The sequence below is a fragment of the Ruegeria sp. HKCCA4633 genome (assembly GCF_013034605.1).
GTDB lineage: Bacteria > Pseudomonadota > Alphaproteobacteria > Rhodobacterales > Rhodobacteraceae > Ruegeria.
The window spans coordinates 53,375-71,562 of sequence record NZ_WQGJ01000006.1 but is presented as its reverse complement, the minus strand read 5'-3'; the positions used below and the strand labels follow the sequence as shown (position 1 = coordinate 71,562).

Below are 18,188 nucleotides of genomic sequence, written 5' to 3'. Positions count from 1 at the left end.
TTGGGCACCCCAAAGGAAATTGGGCGGCGTCTCAAAGGCATATGTGGCAGGGCTTGCCCCGCCCGCTCAAACGTGTATACGGGGCCATCCTTCGCAGTCATATGAATCGCGCAGCCTCTCGTGGCAGGGTCGCGAAGGACCAGATGGCCCCGCCTATGAAATGCGCCTTGATATAAACAGGAGTGCACATGCCACTGTATGAGCATGTAATGATCGCGCGTCAGGACCTGTCCAACGCGCAGGCGGAAAGCCTCGTCGAACACTTTGGCACCGTACTGGCCGACAATGGCGGCAGCCTCGTCGACAGCGAGTACTGGGGCGTCAAGACGATGGCCTACAAGATCAACAAAAACCGCAAAGGCCACTATGCCTTCCTGAAGACCGATGCCCCCTCGGGTGCGGTTCAGGAAATGGAACGCCTGATGCGCCTGCATGACGATGTCATGCGTGTTCTGACCATCAAGGTCGACGGCCACGAAGACGGCCCGTCGATTCAGATGCAGAAGCGTGACGAACGTGGCGACCGCCGCGAGCGTCGTTGATCACCGCCTGAGGAAAGGACACTAAACCATGGCCGCAAAACCATTTTTCCGCCGTCGTAAGGTCTGCCCGTTCTCGGGTGAGAACGCGCCGAAAATCGACTACAAGGACACCCGTCTGCTGCAGCGCTACATCTCTGAGCGTGGCAAGATTGTTCCTTCGCGCATCACCGCCGTTTCGGCGAAAAAGCAGCGTGAACTGGCCCGTGCTATCAAACGCGCCCGCTTCCTCGCCCTGCTGCCCTACGCCGTGAAGTAAGGAGACACTGACATGCAAGTTATCCTGCTGGAACGCGTTGCGAAACTGGGTCAGATGGGCGACGTCGTTGACGTCAAGCCCGGCTATGCCCGCAACTTCCTGCTGCCCCAAGGCAAAGCGCTGAGCGCGTCCGATGCGAACATCGCCTCGTTCGAAGCCCAGAAAGCGCAGCTGGAAGCCCGCAACCTGGAAACCAAGAAAGAAGCTGAAGCACTGGCTGAAAAGCTGGACGGTCAGCAGTTCATCGTGATTCGCTCGGCATCCGATGCTGGCGCTCTGTACGGCTCTGTCACCCCGCGTGACGCGGCAGACGCTGCGACTGAGGCCGGTTTCACCGTCGACAAGAAACAGGTCGTCCTGCTTGCTCCGATCAAGGAACTGGGTCTGCACACCGTTGGTGTTCGTCTCCACCCCGAGGTCGAAGTCGCGATCAAGATGAACGTTGCTCGTTCGGAAGAAGAAGCTGAACTTCAGGCATCGGGTAAATCGATCCAGGAACTGGCTGCTGAAGAAGAAGCCGCTGCTGAATTCGAAATCGCCGAACTGTTCGACGACATCGGCTCGGCTGCGTCAGATGATGATGACCTGGCTGCCGAAGTCTCTCCTGCTGAGGAAGACGAAGCGAAAGCCTGATCAGGTTTCGAACCTACCAATCCAAAGGCCGCGCAATTTGTGCGGCCTTTTTTGTGCGCCGCAGTCACACCAGCAAATTTCGGCCCAAATTGATCGCTAGTGTTGCGACCGGACAAACGTTCCATATCATAGCGCCCTATTGACCGGAGATTCATGATGCCTGTTTACCCTCGCCGCAGCATTCTTGCTCTTTTGTTCGCAACGCCACTGCTTGCCTGTGGTGGCGGAGAAGTCTCCAAAGCGGACACGTCCCTATACAACCCACCGCTATATCCAAACGAAACCCCTGAACTCAGAGCGTCGATCAACAAATGGGCAGACCATTACGAGCTGCCCCGTGAGCTTGTGCATAAACTGGCCATCCGCGAAAGCACACACCGCCCATGGGCAGTGAACCGCCCATATTATGGGCTATTGCAGATCCTCCCAGCCACAGCACGGTCCATGGGATACAAAGGCAATGCCGAAGGATTGCTGGACGCGGATACCAACCTAGAATTCGCAGGCAAATACCTGCGCGGGGCATGGTTGCTGTCTGATGGAGACCAGCAACGCGCGATCTTTCTGTATGCCAAAGGGTATTGGCCCGAGGCCAAAGCCCGCGGATTGCTGGTAGAAACTGGATTGAAATCGCAGTAGCAGTCTGCACAATCTAGCGATTAACTATGGACATTCGACGCGAATTCACGTCAAATCCCCCGCAATATCACCATATTCAGCCGCATTCGAGGTTTAATGTTGCGCAAAACACGCACCAAACTGCGAGATATGAACACTTCCCTTGCGCTTTGCGCATCGGTTGACGCAACGTAGCGTTGAATACGGACAAACTTGGCACTTCTTGAGGGATGGGAAGGGCTAAACAAAGGTTGGACAGGTGAAACTGATAGACTTGGCCGCGCTTGACCACGAGGAAAAGTCGACCGCAGACGTTATAAATTCTGTCTGCGAGGAGCTTGGATTCGACTACGCGTCCTATGCCACGATGAACCCTGTCAAAGGGGATGTGCAAGGATATGCAAACTATCCTGACGAGTGGAAGATTCATTATGGCAGCCACGGGTATCACCATTTCGATCCCACAATCTATCAATCCGTTCTAAGCATCGCCCCGGTCGATTGGAGCCGCTTTAATCAGGACGAAAACTTCAACGCTGTTTTTCGCGACGCGCATGACTTTGGCATTACCCCACGCGGGTTGACTGTCCCTGTTCGTGGTCCTTATGGCGAGTGCGGGATTCTCAGCGTGACACGCGATTGTTCAGACGGTGAGTGGGAAAAGCTGAAAAAGCATGTTATGGGCGATCTGCAAATGGCGGCTGTGCATGCTCATGACATGGTTATGCAGTCTGGCGTTCTGGCCAAAGCGCTTTACCTCCCTGCCCTGTCCACGCGCGAAAAAGAGATTTTGCAATGGGTTGCCGAAGGCAAATCCCAACAAGATGTCGGCGATATTTTGTCTATCTCGCACCGAACGGTTGAGGTTCACATGCGGTCGGGTCGGGAAAAACTGGGCGCGCTGACCACTCCCCAAGCCATCGGACGGGCAATAGGTCTGGGCTTAATAGCACCGGGTTAAGTAAAAAATCGCAAAAATACGGGAAATCCCCAATAGTCCCCGATCACAATATGGTTAAATGTTGTGTCACGGTAACCAGACTGCAGGGGGATGGAAATGATCATCGTAATTGATGGTATCAACCAACATAAATTCAAAGACGTCCTGGACGATATGTTCAAGCTTCGGGCTCGTGTGTTCGGGGATCGTTTGGGCTGGGAAGTTAATATCGTGGACGGTCGCGAGCGCGACATGTTCGACGACCTAAATCCTGCGCATGTGGTCAGCATCAACGACGAGGGGGAAGTCGTCGGTTGTATGCGCCTGTTGCAGACAACTGGTCCACACATGTTGTCGGACGTATTCAACTCGATCTTGGACGGAGAGCCACCACTCCGCAGTTCGCAGGTTTGGGAAGCAACCCGTTTCTGCGTCGACACCAAGAAACTGGGCCGCGGCCGCGGCAAAAACTCTGTGTCCTATGTCACCAGCGAGGTCATGATCGGATCGTTCGAATATGCAAAAACCGCTGGCGTGCTGGATTCGATCGCCGTCATCGACCCGGTCATGAACCGCGTTCTCCAGCGATCAGGAAACGCTCCATATGACTACCTTGGCTCAGCCAAACCTATGGGTAAAGTGGTGGCAATGGCAGCTCTGATGGATTGCTCAGACGAGCGTATTTCGGGCATCCGCGACTATGCTGGCATCGATCACGATGTCTTTATGTCCGATGAACAGGCGCTGGAACTGTTTGCTCAGGGCAAAACTGAAGCGCCAGCCAACACCAACCACCAACCGCTCACCGATCTTGAGAAGTATTTTGTGGAACAGATGAACGCCGCAAAAACCGAAGCTGAGCGGCAGGATGTCCTTAAGCTGATAGAGACGCTGATGGACACGTTCACCCCAGAGCAGAGAACCGCTCTTTTAGAAACCCCCCGCGCTTTTGCTCATGAGGCCTGACCCCCTCACCTCATAGATACAAAAGCCACCCATGCGGAGCCGTCTGATCAACAGGCGGCTCCGTTGCTTTGTGCCCATTGGGAATGGGCGGAAGAGGATTACTCCTCTTCCAGAGCCTCTACGGCTTTTTGCAGATCGTCTTTGCTCACGTCCTTTTCGCTGACCTGAGCCAGCTCGAACACATAGTCGACAACCTTGTCTTCAAAGATCGGCGCACGCATTTGCTGCTGCATCTGAGCGTTCTGCTGAACGAACTCAAAGAACTGACGCTCTTGACCCGGGTACTGACGCGCCTGGTTCATGATCGCCTGTGTCATTTCCGCGTCGGTCACTTCAACCTCGGCCTTCTGGCCCAACTCGGCCAGCAGCAGACCGAGACGTACACGGCGCTCTGCAAGCTTGGTGTGCTCTTCCGTGGGCTCCACTTCGCCGTGGTCATGGCCTTCCACGTCCGGGTTTTCCTCGTGGAACAGCTGGTGCGCGATCTGCTTGGCTTCGGCTTCCACCAGCGACGGCGGCAGGTCGAACGAGACTTTCTCGTCCAGCACATCCAGCAGAGTGCGCTTCATGACCGCACGCGATGCACCGGCGTATTCTGCTTCCAGACGTTCGGAAATCTGCGCTTTCAGGGCGTCCAGATCTTCGGCGCCGAATTTCATGGCCAGTTCGTCGTTTACTTCTGCGGCCACCGGCTCCTTCACTTCTTTGATGGTGCAAGTGAAAACGGCATCTTTTCCAGCCAGGTGCTCGGCACCGTATTCTTCGGGGAAAGTGACGTTGACGTCCTTTTCTTCTTCAGCCTTCACACCAACCAACTGCTCTTCAAAGCCAGGGATGAAGCTGTTCGAGCCCAGAACCAAAGGATAATCTTCGGCCGATCCACCCTCGAACTCTTCGCCGTCAACCTTGCCGACAAAGTCGAATACGATCTGATCGCCATCTTTGGCTTTCGAACCTTTGCGACGCGCTTTGAAATCCTGCGCAGTTTCGGCCAGGTTGTTCAGTGCTTCTTCCACAGCAGCATCGTCAGCTTTGACAACCAGCTTCTCCAGCTCGACCGACTTCAGGTCAACCTCGGGAATTGCAGGCAGTGCCTCATAAGACATCGCCACTTCAACGTCGTCGCCTTCTTTCCAATCCTCGTTGGTCATCTTGACCTCGGGCTGCAGCGCAGGGCGGTCACCGCTGTCTTCAAAGTGCTGGTTCATCGCACCGTCGATGCTTTCCTGCATCGCTTCACCCAGCAGGCGCTGGCCAAACTGCTTCTTAAGCAGCGCCATCGGCACCTTGCCCTTGCGGAAACCTTTCATTTCGATTTCCGGCTGCGCTTCGGTCAGCTTTTCATTGACCTTGTCGTCCAGCTCGGCTGCGGTCACAACGATGTTGTAGCCACGTTTCAGACCTTCGTTCAGCGTCTCGGTAACCTGCATTATGGTAGTCCCCATAGGATTCGGGGCGCGCAAAAAGGGCGCGCCGGGCAAATTTGACGCCTTCTATTTGGCCAGCAGCTTACGTGCAAGGGGCAAAGGCGGAATCCAACAGCATTTGATCGCCTAAACCGCAAAAAAGAACGCCCCGGAAACCGGGGCGTTTACGTTTGGCGCTGTCACGTCGATCAGAACTTCCAACGCGCACCCAGAACCCAGGCTTCGTTGTTGTCAAAGGATGATCCGTCATCAAAGTCGTGGTTGCGGTATTTCAGGTAAACGTCTGTATCGATCGCGTCGACTTTCTGAACCACCGCGATACCCCAGGCCTTGGTGTCCGACCCGTTGCTGTCGAAATCCGAACCGTCATAGTAATCAATACCGACACCCGTCTTTCCCCATGAAATCCAGTTTCCTTCGTACGAGATTTTGCCGTACCAGTAATTCGGATCCGTTGCACCAGCCTGATCATCGTCACGCGTACCACCCGCGATCGTAAATCCCAGACCGCTCGGCAGCAGAACCGACGCAGAGCCTATCGTGTCTTTGCTATCCCCGGAATTGTCATCCCGATCTCTCACCGCATAAGCAATGGCTGCTGCGAATTTCACACCACCGGCAAAGGTGTTTTCATAGAACAGGCCAACGTCGTAATAGTCATCATCATCGCTGCTGGACAGAATATTCTGACCATACGCAAAACCAGCCGAAAACCCATTCAACGATGGCGTATCATACCGCACACGCCCACGGCGCCCGCCGTCAAAGTTGCTTGCGCTGTCTCCGACAGTAATTCCGCTCAGCAAACCGGTCGTATCGCGGTAAAAGAAGCCTGCGTTTTCATCATTGGTAAACGAATACAACGCAGTTCCGACATACGAAAGATCGACCTCTGCGGCACCATCAGCGACCATACTGCCCTGACCGGCTGAGAACTTGCCATAGCCGCCCTTGAGCGAGAAATCCACGTGGCGAATGTCTTCGCGATTCCAGCCATCAGCGTTGGTTCCAAATTGATCGGCCGACGCGGACCCCGGCAAACCGAGACCCGTTTCGAACCAAAACTGGAACTCATTGCTGCCATATGGCTGCATCAGGCGCAGGCCCACGCGGCTGTTCGACAAATCGTTGTCCAGAACGCGGGTCTCGGTATCTTGTCCGTCATCGACCGAGATCAGCGCAGGGTGCAGTTGCCCGTACAGCAGAACATAACCACCAGTGTTGTTTTCATATTTCAGTTCTGCCGCAGCCGGGATGACCGTCGTCGCTGTCAACGTGGCGGCAACGGATAGGGTTTTGAATTTAAAAGTCATTTCACTCACCATGAATGGTTCGGGTCTTTCACCCCGTCTAATTGATTACCGAGCATCGACGTTCCAGATAACAGCGCGCTGTTTTGTAAAGGAATTGCAAATTCGCAACACTGGGCACAGCGGTCGTGAAAGTTTTACAATGTATTTCATTAACTTAAACACATCACCGCCAATCCGTTTCGGAGGTGCTCAGAAAAACTGTGCCGTCCGAATGTGTGTCTGGCAAACACTCGCTCTGTCATCATACAGACGCGATCGGCGGAATTTTGCCGGTTTTGTGTGGATTGAGCCATTCCCCGCCAACACACTCAAATATTCATCTTTCTAAACACTTCGGGCAGTTGCTCTGGAATATCTTCGGCGATCAAACCGGGCCCGAATTGGCACGCGCATTCCATATGCAGCCACGCCGCCGTCTCGGCCGCTTGCATCGGTGCAAACCCACGAGCCAGCAAACCCGTGATGAAACCCGCCAACACGTCGCCGGACCCAGCGGTTGCCAGCCAGGGGGCCGCCCTTTCGTAACACGCCGCATTGATCGAGCATTGCCCATCTGGTGACGCAATCACCGTATCCTGCCCTTTGAAGAGAACCACACACCCCGCCCGTTTCGCCGCGGCCCGCGTAGCGTCAACCTTGGAATAAGCCGGACCTTTGGTTGGCACCGCATTCAGCTTCTCTGCAATGTCCGGGAAAAGCCTCGCAAACTCTCCACCATGCGGAGTCAGAACGCATTTCTCGTGAATCTGCTCAAATAAGACGGTCGGATCGTCTGCAAAAGCTGACAAGGCATCGGCATCCAACACTGTCGCCCGTCTCGCCGCCAAAGCCACAGAAACCAACGTACGAGCTCGCTGCAATCCAAGCGCTGGCCCCAGACAAAGCGCATTCAGGCGCGTGTCGCTCAGGACCTCAGCCAAACTCTCCGCCCCCTCAACCCGTTGCATCATCAAAGCTGTGATCTGACTGGCCACTTCCATCTGTGCCGAGGGCGGTACCCCCAATGTTACCAACCCGGCCCCAATTCGTAGCGCCCCCCGCGCCGCTAACCGCGCCGCGCCGGTTTTTCCGGAACCGCCCGACAGGATTAGGGCGTGACCGTGGGTGTATTTGTGACCAGAGACTTCTTTCGCGACCAAAACATCCTGTGAAGACATCAAGCGTACGACTTGGTCGGGTTCAGAATGAGCAAGACCGATGGACTTGTTTCTGACGTTGCCGCACTTCAACGGTCCATCGGCCACCACATGCCCAATCTTTCTTGCATGGAAGGTGACCGTCAGATCGGCTTCAATCGCATTCCCGATCACATGACCACTGTCTGCACACAGACCACTTGGGGTGTCGATCGAGACGATGCGCGCGCCCTTCTCTCGAACTAGAGATCTTGTTTCTTCGAGAGCCAAGTGAGCAAACACGCCGCTAAAGGGACGCGTCAACCCGGTTCCGAACAGCCCATCAACAATCAGGTCAAATCTGTCGGGAAAGCGCAAATAATCGTCATGAAACGGCGCAGGATCGATGACCCTGGCATGCGTTTCGCCAAGCTTGGCCCACCGCTCATAATTCACCCGCGCATCCGGAGGCAGCTTTTCTGGTTCCCCATACAGAAAAACCTCAACCTCCCATCCTAACTCTCGCAGAAGACGCGCAACAACAAACCCGTCGCCACCATTGTTCCCAGGCCCGCACAAAACCACCGCGCGCCGGGGATCCCCTTCATCTGGCCCCAAATACCTCGGGGAGCTCGAGGGGCTGGCCCCTCGATCCCGCAACTCCGGCCATTCCTCGAAGATCGCGTCGACAACGCCCAGCCCGGCCAGTTCCATCAGTTCCAGACCTGTCACTTTACCGGACTCGATGGCGGCCCGCTCAATCGCCCGCATTTGGGCCGCTGTCAGCAACTCTGTCATCTCAATCCTTTCCGAGATTCAATTTCGATTACTTTTTGTGCAACATGCCCAAAATCTCACCCAGCCTCGAAATTCGCCCTGCCCGCCGCACAACAATTCCGCAATCACATTGCCGCCTGATCTTAGACGTGATCACTGCGGGTCTGACAACCATGCGAGGTGAGCCGGGATGAAAAAGATCGAAGCGATCATCAAGCCGTTCAAACTGGACGAAGTGAAAGAGGCATTACAGGACGTCGGCGTCCAGGGCCTCAGCGTGATCGAAGTCAAAGGCTTCGGCCGCCAGAAAGGACACACGGAACTCTACCGTGGCGCAGAATATGTCGTCGACTTTCTGCCCAAGGTGAAGGTCGAGGTCGTGTTGGACGATGATCAGGTCGATGCCGCCATCGAAGCCATCGTTTCGGCCGCAAAAACCGACAAAATCGGTGATGGCAAAATTTTTGTCTCACCAATTGAACAAGCCATCCGTATCCGTACCGGCGAGACCGGTTCGGACGCGCTGTAAAACTCAAATCTTCAAGTCAGAGGAAACAAGAGAATGAGCAAGGACGCAGTTCTTCAGCTGATCAAGGAAGAAGACGCAGAATACGTCGACATCCGCTTCACCGACCCGCGCGGTAAGCTTCAGCACGTGACGATCATGGCCGATCAGGTCGACGAGGACTTCTTGGAAGAAGGCTTTATGTTCGACGGTTCGTCCATCGCGGGATGGAAATCGATCGAAGCTTCGGACATGAAACTGATGCCCGACACAGGCAGCGCCTATGTCGATCCGTTCTACGCGGAAAAGACCATCTGCCTGCACTGCTCGGTTGTTGAACCCGACACTGGCGAAGCATACGAGCGTGACCCGCGCGGTACTGCTCAGAAAGCCGAAGCTTACCTGAAAGCATCCGGCATCGGCGACGTTGCCTATATGGGTCCGGAAGCCGAGTTCTTCCTGTTTGACGATGTTCGTTTCTCCAATAGTATCAACAAAGTATCCTACGAAGTTGATGCGACCGACGCGTCGTGGAACACCGACACCGAGTACGAGATGGGCAACATGGGCCACCGTCCGGGCGTCAAGGGTGGCTACTTCCCGGTGAACCCGGTTGACGAAGCGCAGGATCTGCGTTCGGAAATGCTGTCGACCATGAAGCGTCTAGGCATGAAGGTCGACAAGCACCACCACGAGGTTGCCTCGTGCCAGCACGAACTGGGCCTGATCTTCGACAGCCTGACCAAACAAGCGGACGAGCTGCAGAAGTACAAATACGTTATCCACAACGTTGCGCATGCTTACGGCAAATCGGCGACTTTCATGCCGAAGCCGATCGCGGGTGACAACGGCACTGGTATGCACGTGAACATGTCGATCTGGAAAGACGGCAAGCCGTTGTTCGCAGGTGACAAATACGCCGACCTGTCAGACGAAGCACTGTACTTCATCGGCGGCATCCTGAAGCACGCCAAGACCCTGAACGCCTTCACCAACCCGGCGACCAACAGCTACAAGCGTCTGATCCCCGGCTTCGAAGCGCCCGTTCTGCGCGCCTACTCGGCCCGTAACCGTTCGGGTTGTGTCCGTATTCCGTGGACGGAAAGCCCGAAAGCCAAGCGCGTTGAGGCCCGCTTCCCGGATCCGGCTGCGAACCCCTATCTGGCGTTTGCCGCACTGCTGATGGCTGGTCTGGACGGTATCAAGAACAAGATCGATCCGGGCGAAGCCATGGACAAGAACCTGTACGATCTGCCTGCCGAAGAACTGGCCGACATTCCGACCGTTTGCGGCAGCCTGCGCGAAGCTCTGGAAGCTCTGGCATCTGATCACGACTTCCTGCTGCAGGGCGACGTTTTCACCAAAGACCAGATCGACGGCTATATCGCACTGAAAATGGAAGAGGTCGAAACCTACGAGCACACCCCGCACCCGGTTGAATACGGCATGTATTACAGCTGCTAAGCTGGGCTTGGGTTTAAATCTGCAAGGGCGTCCAATCGGGCGCCCTTGTTTCGTTAGTATTGATCTTTCACACTCCTGCCCATCGATCCCAATGCAGGAGAGATCGCATGAACGCTTTTTCACAGTTTTCCAACATTGTGACCACGGCAGAGGACCTTGAGCGTATCACAGGCTCCCCTCTGCCTCAGATCCTCGCCAAAGAACTGAACGCGCTGGACCGGATGTGCCGCGACTTCATCGCAACGTCTCCGTTCTGCTTGATCGCCTCGGCCAACCCTGACGGATACCTGGACATCTCACCAAGGGGGGACCCGGCTGGTTTTGTTCAGGTATTGTCTGACACACTGATCGCGATCCCGGACAGGCCAGGCAACAAACGGGTGGATACCTTTCACAACGTTCTAAAGGACCCGCGTGTCAGTGTGATATTCTTTGTGCCTGGCAAGATGGAGACACTCAGACTACGAGGCGAAGCCCGAATCTGCGCGGACCCGCAGCTACTGGAGCAAATGGCCATCTCTGGCCATGCTCCTAAACTGGCGCTGCTGATCCACGTTCATACGGTGTTTGCGCATTGCCCCAAATGCGTCATCCGATCAAACCTGTGGCAACCCGACGCGTGGCCAGATGCGTCCAACCTGCCAAACATGAACGCCATGATGGTAAAACATGCCCGGATCAAGGCCACCCCTAATGAATGGTTTGAGACGCTAAAGGAAAAAGGAGAGCTAGATCTCTACTAGCTTCTTTTCCGATCTCGACACCCGCGCTACGCTGAAGTCAGATTTCTTCTTCGTTGGATTGAACCTATGTTTCGCCTCGCTGCTATCCTTGCCTTGTCTCTTACCGCCCCCGTTTTGGCCGCCCCATGCGGGAATACCAGCGCTGGCTTTGAGGCGTGGAAAACCGATTTTGCGAAACAGGCACGAAAGGCCGGGGTGAAAAAAAAGGGATTACGTGCGCTGTCGCAAACGCAATACGCAACGCGCACCATCGCGGCGGACCGCAATCAGAAAAGCTTTAAATACTCATTGGACAAATTCATGCGGGTCCGAGGGGCCGACACTATCGTCGCTCAAGGGCGCAAACGCAAAGCCGCCAACCCCAACTATTATGCTGCGTTCGAGCGCCAATACGGTGTACCAGCAGGCGTGCTGATCGCCATTCATGGCATGGAAACCGGATTTGGAAACTTCATGGGCGACAGCCAGGTTGTGTCCGCAATAACCACTTTGGCCTATGATTGTCGCCGATCCGAGTTCTTTATTCCGCACGCAATTGGGGCGCTGAAATTGGTGGACAAGGGGAGTATCACAATGGCGACAAAAGGGGCAAAACATGGCGAGTTGGGCCACACGCAATTCCTGCCAGGCAATGCTCTGACCTATGGGGTCGATGCCACCGGCGACAGGCGTGTGGATTTCTACAACATGACGGACGCACTGGCTTCAACCGCAAATTTTCTTCGCAAGAAGGGCTGGAAACCGGGGCGCGGCTATCAGCCAGGAGAGCCAAATTTCCGTGTATTGCAGCAGTGGAACGCAGCCTCAGTGTATCAGCAATCCATCGCGATCATGGCCTCCCGAATCGATCAATAACGTCGCCGCACGGAAAACATGCGCAGCACCCGTTTTCGCCACATTTCCGCCACAGTGACAAACAAAAGCCTTTAGTTTCTTGGTTTCCAAAGCGTAATCAATCGCGGGAAAATTTCGGTTTTTTGCATTTTTCGCCAAATTCTGCCCCAGAACGGTTGCTAGAGTGTCTTTCGAACAAAGCTTGAATAAGGACAAAGCAGTGGCTCGGAAGCACAGCTACCATGGCGGCCTGCAATTTGATGGTGACGCAAACGGCGCTCTAGAGCGTTTTGGAACCATCGTTGCCACAACGCTTGAAGATTATGGCCATCTGGTCGAACGCAAAGCGTTGCTCAGTTATTCCGAAGCCAGCATCGTATCGAGCCAATACTTGGTTCGCCTTACGCTGGATACAGGCACACCCGAGCAGGAAGACCGTTACGAGCGTATGGACCGTGCCGCGGGGTTAAAAACCATAACAAAACCCCGCGTGTCACATCCTCAAAACCGGCTCGTGCTATCAGTCACCCCCGTGTCCCCGTTATTGGATGATACTGAGATTTCGGAACTGATGCTGGTGGTCATTTTGTATCGCATGGTCGATATCTGCTCGACCCGGCGAGTCGAATGGCTTTCGCCGAGCACGGTGCTAACGGTCGAACAATTCATGAGCGCCTTCGACACCCTGGCGCCTAATCCCGCAACGCGCGACCGAAAACAGATTTTTCAGTCACTGACCGGTCAGTTCACCGGCGTCAACCTGCCCGAGCTGGACGACACTGTTAGTGCACTTCACGCCCCGACGGCACGTCCGATCCAGCTTACAGATGAGCAATTGCTCAGCATCGCGTTCCGCAGCGAAGACACGCCCCCGTTTGACCAGACCGCGCCTGGAGCCAAAATAACAGAAGATGGTGAACGCCCAAGCGATGTCTTGCGGCTGAGCAGCTGGTGCATGACAGGTGTTCTGGCCAGCGTTTCAGCGCCAATCGCTGTGTCAATGGCCGCCGTCAACCTGATCCGAGGCGAAGATTTCCGCCTGAATACCCAGGTGCTTGTGTTCACTTTTGCCATTGTAGCACTGAACGCCAGCAATGCGTTTGCCGATGTTGCAGATGCGTTGGGCATGTAACTGAATTACCAAGACCCTCCTTGGAGGCCCCGCCGTCAGGCGGGGTTTTCCATTTCTGCAACTGCGTGCGCGGCCAGCACATAAGTGTGGATGGAAAACACGACCGCGTTTGTTTCGGGCAGACGCAATAAAGTTTGCCGCTCGCTCCGCAAAAACGAGTTCTCGCGCCGATCCGGGATTTCTCGTCGGGCATGGGCACTGCGGGGCTGGAACAGCTCGGAATCCTCATACCAAAGAGCATTGAAACGCCACAACGGACGACCGGGCTGAATTCCGTCGAACAATCTTTGCACACGCTTTGCAATATTGGCGTCGTAACTCTGAACCGGCACATGAATGTCGACCAGAGGCCGCATGAATTTTTCCAACAAGCGCCAACTGGCCGGAAAGCACAGGATCGCCCCGGTCAAAACATGCTCTTCACCGAGTTTTTGAAGAATGCAGAAGTCTTCCTGCACCAATTTGCACAACGTATCCAACGGTTGGCTGCGATCAATGAGGACCGTCGCGCCATCGGGTCGGACAACTGCCTCAGCTGCTGACGGGTAAACGCGCGCCAAGACCATATCCAGCAGCTCTTGGGCGGCAGGTTCGGCTTGCGGATCAAGGGCCAGAACGTCGTCTCGGTGATCACAAAGCAGCTCTTCACGGCGCTGCATTTGACCGGAAAACGCCTCGTCCTGATGCAGCCAATCTTCAAGTGTTGTGGGCTGTATCCCGGGCAGAGCACGTGGATTACCAACATCATACGGGATTGTGTTTTGTAGAATCTGCCCCATGACAAAGACTTAGCACGCACGGAGCCACGTGTCGGTCGAAAACGACAGCCTCGCCGTCGCAATTTTGTCAGACGATACGGGTCGGCTCTTTAGTTTTGCCGCAGCACTTAAAGAGGCCCGCCATGAATCAACATTACCGAGACACGCGCAAGATTGACCCCAGCAAAGGCGCGACGTTGGGTGACGGTACTCCGAACGACAATGATCGGATTGAGATCGGGCCAACGCAGTTGGCCTTTGACGAATGGGCCGCTGCGGGGCTTGAGCTGCCCAACCTGACGCGGATGCGGGAACACCGCTGGAAGCGACTGACACGGGCCATTGCAGATCGCGGCTATGGCGGCTTGCTGATGTTTGACCCGTTGAACATTCGCTATGCCACCGACAGCACCAACATGCAGCTTTGGAACACGCATAACCCGTTTCGCGCGGTTCTGCTGTGCGCTGATGGCTATATGGTGATTTGGGACTACAAGAATTCGCCCTTCCTCAGCACATTCAACCCCCTGGTGCGTGAACAACGTTCGGGCGCCGATCTGTTTTACTTTGACCGGGGTGACAAGGTCGACGTTGCTGCGGATGTGTTCTCGAACGAAGTGCGGGTGCTGATCGAAGAACACAGTGGCGGCAACAAGCGACTGGCCGTCGACAAGATCATGCTGCACGGCCTGCGTGCACTTGAGGCGCAAGGGTTCGAGATCATGGAAGGCGAAGAGCTGACCGAAAAGACCCGTGCCATCAAAGGGCCTGACGAAATCCTCGCCATGCGCTGCGCCAGCCACGCCTGCGAGACAGCGGTCGTAGAAATGGAAAAGTTCGCGCGTGCCAATGTGGGCGATGGGAAAACCTCGGAAGACGACATTTGGGCTGTCCTGCATGCAGAAAACATCAAACGTGGCGGAGAATGGATCGAAACGCGCCTTCTGGCCTCGGGCCAGCGGACCAATCCTTGGTTTCAGGAATGCGGCCCTCGGATCACCCAGCAGAACGAGATCATCTCGTTCGACACCGACTTGATTGGGTCATACGGGATTTGCATCGACATTTCCCGCAGTTGGTGGATTGGCGATCAGAAGCCGCGTGAAGACATGATCTATGCCATGCAGCACGCGCATGAACACATCATGACCAACATGGAAATGCTCAAACCCGGCGTGATGATTCCGGAACTGACAGCAAACTCTCACAGGTTGGACGACAAGTTTCAGGCGCAGAAATACGGCTGCCTGATGCACGGCGTTGGCCTTTGTGACGAATGGCCGCTTGTGGCTTATCCGGATAAGGCCGTCGAAGGATCCTATGACTATGCGCTGGAACCGGGAATGGTTTTGTGTGTCGAAGCTTGCGTTGGCGAGGTCGGTGGTGACTTTAGCATCAAGCTAGAAGATCAGGTTCTCATTACCGAAGACGGGTACGAGAACCTGACCAAGTACCCATTTGATCCCCGCTTGATGGGGTTGGAGTGAGACCTAAGCCTCACTCTGACCAGTGCGATCTGCGGACATTTCCGTGCCAGTCTTCAAGAACTGGTTCGTCTTGAACCTGTGGCCCTGTTAGATTTGCGGGCCAGGACTGTCCGATTGCAAATCCAATGAGACCGGCCAGCAGCAGCGCGATGACCCACAGCGGGCGCGTCTCGGGCGGGCGGTGAATTCTGCGTGTGACATGTATATCTCCTAATGCAACATCTTCGCTGCATAGTTGTGTTCACACCGAGAATAAGTGAAATGAATGTTTGGCCGACATTACTTCACAATACTTGATGTGACTCCCAGAAATGCAAATCGCCTTTCAAACCTTCAGCGTAGTGATGATATTCGGGTGAAACGACACGTGCTCAGTTCTCACCTTCCCGTGACGCGACTGACATAAGGGTTGAGACCAGACCAACATGAACACAGTATAGTTCGTGTTCCCCCAACCCATTCAAGGAGCCGACATGCCCACGGAACGCATTACCTTTGCCGGACATGACGGCAGCCAATTGGCCGCACGACTGGATCTGCCTGACGGCCCGGTGCTGGCGACAGCGCTCTTTGCCCATTGTTTTACCTGCTCCAAAGACATCCCCGCAGCCCGGCGCATTTCGGCGCGCTTGGCAGCGATGGGGATTGCAGTACTGCGCTTTGACTTTACGGGGCTGGGCCATTCTGAGGGCGAGTTTGCCAATACGACCTTCACCTCGAATGTCCAGGATTTGATCGCTGCTGCGCAATTTCTGGCGGGGCGGAACATGGCACCGTCCTTGTTGATCGGCCATTCGCTGGGCGGTGCGGCGGTTTTGCGTGCACGCGCTGGCATTCCAACGGTAAAGGCTGTTGTGACACTGGGCGCGCCAGCAGATCCCGGTCACGTCTCACATCACTTCGAAGAGGCGCTGCCTCAGATCGAACAGGACGGAAGCGCCGAGGTGACTTTGGGTGGGCGCCCGTTCCGCATCGGCAAGGCCTTTGTGGATGACATTGCCCAATCCGCCCTGACCGCAGCGATCACCGACCTAAAAGCCGCTTTATTGATCCTGCACGCGCCACGCGACGAAACGGTCAGCATAGACAATGCCAGCACCATCTTCTTGGCGGCGAAGCATCCAAAAAGCTTTGTGACCCTTGATGATGCCGATCATCTGATCACGCGCGCGGCCGATGCCGAATACGCAGCCGATGTGATATCAGCTTGGGTTTCGCGGTATGTGAAACTGTGCCCGCCCGCCCCGCCGCCAGGCGCCCCGGAAGGCGTCGTCCGTGTGACCGAAGCAGACCCAAGCGGTTATATGCAGGATATTCAGGCCGGTCCGCATCACCACGCGGTCGCGGATGAACCAGCTTCTTACGGCGGTACGGATAAGGGCATGTCGCCTTACGGCTTTGTCTCATCCGGTCTGGGTGCCTGTACATCCATGACCATACGCATGTATGCGCGCCGAAAGAACTGGCCGTTGAAAAAGGTGAGCGTGGATGTCTGTCACGACAAGGTTCACGCTCAGGACGCCGGGCTGGCGAATGAAGGAAAGGTGGATCAGTTCCGTCGCAAAATCCGATTGATCGGCCCGCTGGATCAAGCGCAAAAGCAACGCTTGCTGGAAATTGCGGACAAGTGCCCTGTGCACCGGACGCTTGAGGGTTCAGCCCATATAACAACTGAGCTTCTGCCATAGAAAAAGGCCGCCCCTGTGCGGCCTTTGCGATCAACGACGCGGCGATGGCCGGTGAATAGGCGGCCGTGCAGCGGGCGGGCGCGCCGTTGGCGGCCTTGGCCGTGCAGGCGGTTTGGCAACCGGCGGCTGTGGCCGATCAGGGCGCGTTGGCCGATCTGGACGGTTTGGTCGATCTGGCCGATCGATGTCGATATTGACGTCACGACGGTAGTAATCGTTCCAGAGCATCGAGTCATAAAACGGGTCATACCCATAACCGACCCCGACCGAGACACCATCACAGGCCGACAGTGAAAACGTCGCAGCCCCCAGCCCCAGCGCAAGAGAAATCCGTCTGATGTTTCGCAAACTCATAGCACCCTCCCCTTACTGGAACGACCGGAACGACGCGAAAACCGCGTTCAGATCGTCGGCATAATCTGGATTAGCGCCGTCACGAAGGATGGCCACGGCAACTGCAACGCGGTTTTTTGGCAGATCAATTAGGGCCGCGGTAAAGCTGACTCCTTTGCTTTCCCGACGCCCGGTTCCCCGAAAAACACGCGCCGGCAATCCACCGATGCGGGTGTCGCTGGTGCTGGTGATGGTCGGGTCCTTGACCAGAAACTTGTCGATATCCTGCAAATAGCGGACGCCATCCTCAATGGTCGCGACACCAGCGGGCGAGACAAAGCCCATCCAGACAGTATCATCAGTAACCGGGCGCATCCCCATGACGCGGGACACGGCACGCGTATCCCCCAACTCGGTATCTTCGATTTCGCGCGGGCCACCTGTACGCAGCGCCCAAAAGTCTGGAACATGAAAGCCGAACAGTGCGCGGCCATCCTGAGTATAAGTCACCGGGGTATCAGCTGCTGCGGACCCTACCCCACCCAACCAAATGGCAGCGCATGCAGCAAGCAATGGACCTGAAAATAAACGCATATCTCAATAACCTGATAGTTTCCTCACGCACAGCTTGAACTTTCAAGGCGCGGTTTGTCCAGT

General features: G+C 55.5%; 19 protein-coding genes. 13 read left to right on the top strand and 6 right to left on the bottom strand.

The annotated features are described in order from the left end of the window. The first annotated feature begins 188 nt into the window (after window positions 1-188). The 6 genes from rpsF (at window position 189) to GOV85_RS15090 (ending at window position 3,955) form a co-directional block, all read left to right on the top strand. Complete coding sequence (gene rpsF, locus GOV85_RS15115) at window positions 189-542, top strand: 30S ribosomal protein S6 (RefSeq protein ID WP_171179594.1); 354 nt, start codon at window positions 189-191, stop codon at window positions 540-542. 28 nt (window positions 543-570) lie between these two features. Beyond that, on the top strand, window positions 571-798 hold the full coding sequence (gene rpsR, locus GOV85_RS15110; RefSeq protein WP_005608650.1) for a 30S ribosomal protein S18: 228 nt from the start codon (window positions 571-573) through the stop codon (window positions 796-798). A gap of 12 nt (window positions 799-810) precedes the next feature. Beyond that, window positions 811-1,431, top strand: coding sequence for a 50S ribosomal protein L9 (rplI, locus tag GOV85_RS15105; protein ID WP_171179592.1), 621 nt, complete (start codon window positions 811-813; stop codon window positions 1,429-1,431). Window positions 1,432-1,587: 156 nt separating this feature from the next. Next, window positions 1,588-2,070, top strand: coding sequence for a transglycosylase SLT domain-containing protein (locus tag GOV85_RS15100; protein WP_371732260.1), 483 nt, complete (start codon window positions 1,588-1,590; stop codon window positions 2,068-2,070). A gap of 238 nt (window positions 2,071-2,308) precedes the next feature. Then, the gene (locus GOV85_RS15095) at window positions 2,309-3,010 is read left to right on the top strand and encodes a LuxR family transcriptional regulator (protein ID WP_171179589.1); all 702 of its coding nucleotides are present in this window, start codon (window positions 2,309-2,311) and stop codon (window positions 3,008-3,010) included. 96 nt (window positions 3,011-3,106) lie between these two features. Further along, window positions 3,107-3,955 carry an acyl-homoserine-lactone synthase gene (locus GOV85_RS15090; RefSeq protein ID WP_171179586.1) on the top strand — a complete coding sequence of 283 codons (849 nt, stop codon included), beginning with the start codon at window positions 3,107-3,109 and terminating at the stop codon, window positions 3,953-3,955. Window positions 3,956-4,053: 98 nt separating this feature from the next. Here the strand turns inward: GOV85_RS15090 and tig are convergent, their stop codons facing one another. The 3 genes from tig to GOV85_RS15075 all read right to left on the bottom strand — a co-directional run bounded on the left by tig (window position 4,054) and on the right by GOV85_RS15075 (window position 8,608). Continuing rightward, the gene (gene tig / locus GOV85_RS15085) at window positions 4,054-5,385 is read right to left on the bottom strand and encodes a trigger factor (protein WP_171179584.1); all 1,332 of its coding nucleotides are present in this window, start codon (window positions 5,383-5,385) and stop codon (window positions 4,054-4,056) included. Window positions 5,386-5,570: 185 nt separating this feature from the next. After that, window positions 5,571-6,695, bottom strand: a complete 1,125-nt coding sequence (locus tag GOV85_RS15080; RefSeq protein WP_171179582.1) for a porin — start codon at window positions 6,693-6,695, stop codon at window positions 5,571-5,573. A 308-nt stretch (window positions 6,696-7,003) separates the two neighbouring features. Beyond that, window positions 7,004-8,608, bottom strand: a complete 1,605-nt coding sequence (locus GOV85_RS15075) for an NAD(P)H-hydrate dehydratase (protein WP_171179581.1) — start codon at window positions 8,606-8,608, stop codon at window positions 7,004-7,006. Window positions 8,609-8,777: 169 nt separating this feature from the next. Between GOV85_RS15075 and GOV85_RS15070 the strand changes: the two genes are divergently transcribed. The 5 genes from GOV85_RS15070 to GOV85_RS15050 all read left to right on the top strand — a co-directional run bounded on the left by GOV85_RS15070 (window position 8,778) and on the right by GOV85_RS15050 (window position 13,265). Further along, the gene (locus tag GOV85_RS15070) at window positions 8,778-9,116 is read left to right on the top strand and encodes a P-II family nitrogen regulator (protein WP_171179579.1); all 339 of its coding nucleotides are present in this window, start codon (window positions 8,778-8,780) and stop codon (window positions 9,114-9,116) included. Between the two features lie 33 nt (window positions 9,117-9,149). Then, window positions 9,150-10,556 carry a type I glutamate--ammonia ligase gene (glnA, locus tag GOV85_RS15065; protein ID WP_171179577.1) on the top strand — a complete coding sequence of 469 codons (1,407 nt, stop codon included), beginning with the start codon at window positions 9,150-9,152 and terminating at the stop codon, window positions 10,554-10,556. A gap of 107 nt (window positions 10,557-10,663) precedes the next feature. Further along, window positions 10,664-11,299 (top strand): MSMEG_1061 family FMN-dependent PPOX-type flavoprotein, encoded by a 636-nt coding sequence (locus GOV85_RS15060; RefSeq protein ID WP_171179574.1) that lies wholly within the window; start codon window positions 10,664-10,666, stop codon window positions 11,297-11,299. A 66-nt stretch (window positions 11,300-11,365) separates the two neighbouring features. Beyond that, the gene (locus GOV85_RS15055) at window positions 11,366-12,154 is read left to right on the top strand and encodes a lytic transglycosylase domain-containing protein (RefSeq protein WP_171179572.1); all 789 of its coding nucleotides are present in this window, start codon (window positions 11,366-11,368) and stop codon (window positions 12,152-12,154) included. A 181-nt stretch (window positions 12,155-12,335) separates the two neighbouring features. Beyond that, on the top strand, window positions 12,336-13,265 hold the full coding sequence (locus GOV85_RS15050; RefSeq protein WP_171179569.1) for a hypothetical protein: 930 nt from the start codon (window positions 12,336-12,338) through the stop codon (window positions 13,263-13,265). A 35-nt stretch (window positions 13,266-13,300) separates the two neighbouring features. On the opposite strand, the gene GOV85_RS15045 is transcribed toward GOV85_RS15050, so the two are convergent. Then, window positions 13,301-14,044: a DUF3445 domain-containing protein gene (locus tag GOV85_RS15045; RefSeq protein WP_171179567.1), complete on the bottom strand. Its 744-nt coding sequence runs from the start codon at window positions 14,042-14,044 to the stop codon at window positions 13,301-13,303. Window positions 14,045-14,166: 122 nt separating this feature from the next. Here GOV85_RS15045 and dddP point away from each other — a divergent pair, with 122 nt between their 5' ends. After that, entirely contained in the window at window positions 14,167-15,510 is a 1,344-nt protein-coding gene (gene dddP / locus GOV85_RS15040) for a dimethylsulfonioproprionate lyase DddP (protein ID WP_171179566.1), read from the top strand. A gap of 473 nt (window positions 15,511-15,983) precedes the next feature. After that, entirely contained in the window at window positions 15,984-17,198 is a 1,215-nt protein-coding gene (locus tag GOV85_RS15035; protein ID WP_171179564.1) for a bifunctional alpha/beta hydrolase/OsmC family protein, read from the top strand. A 30-nt stretch (window positions 17,199-17,228) separates the two neighbouring features. On the opposite strand, the gene GOV85_RS15030 is transcribed toward GOV85_RS15035, so the two are convergent. Further along, window positions 17,229-17,552, bottom strand: coding sequence for a hypothetical protein (locus tag GOV85_RS15030; protein ID WP_171179562.1), 324 nt, complete (start codon window positions 17,550-17,552; stop codon window positions 17,229-17,231). Window positions 17,553-17,564: 12 nt separating this feature from the next. Then, window positions 17,565-18,125 carry a hypothetical protein gene (locus GOV85_RS15025; RefSeq protein WP_171179560.1) on the bottom strand — a complete coding sequence of 187 codons (561 nt, stop codon included), beginning with the start codon at window positions 18,123-18,125 and terminating at the stop codon, window positions 17,565-17,567. Between the last annotated feature and the right edge of the window lie 63 nt (window positions 18,126-18,188).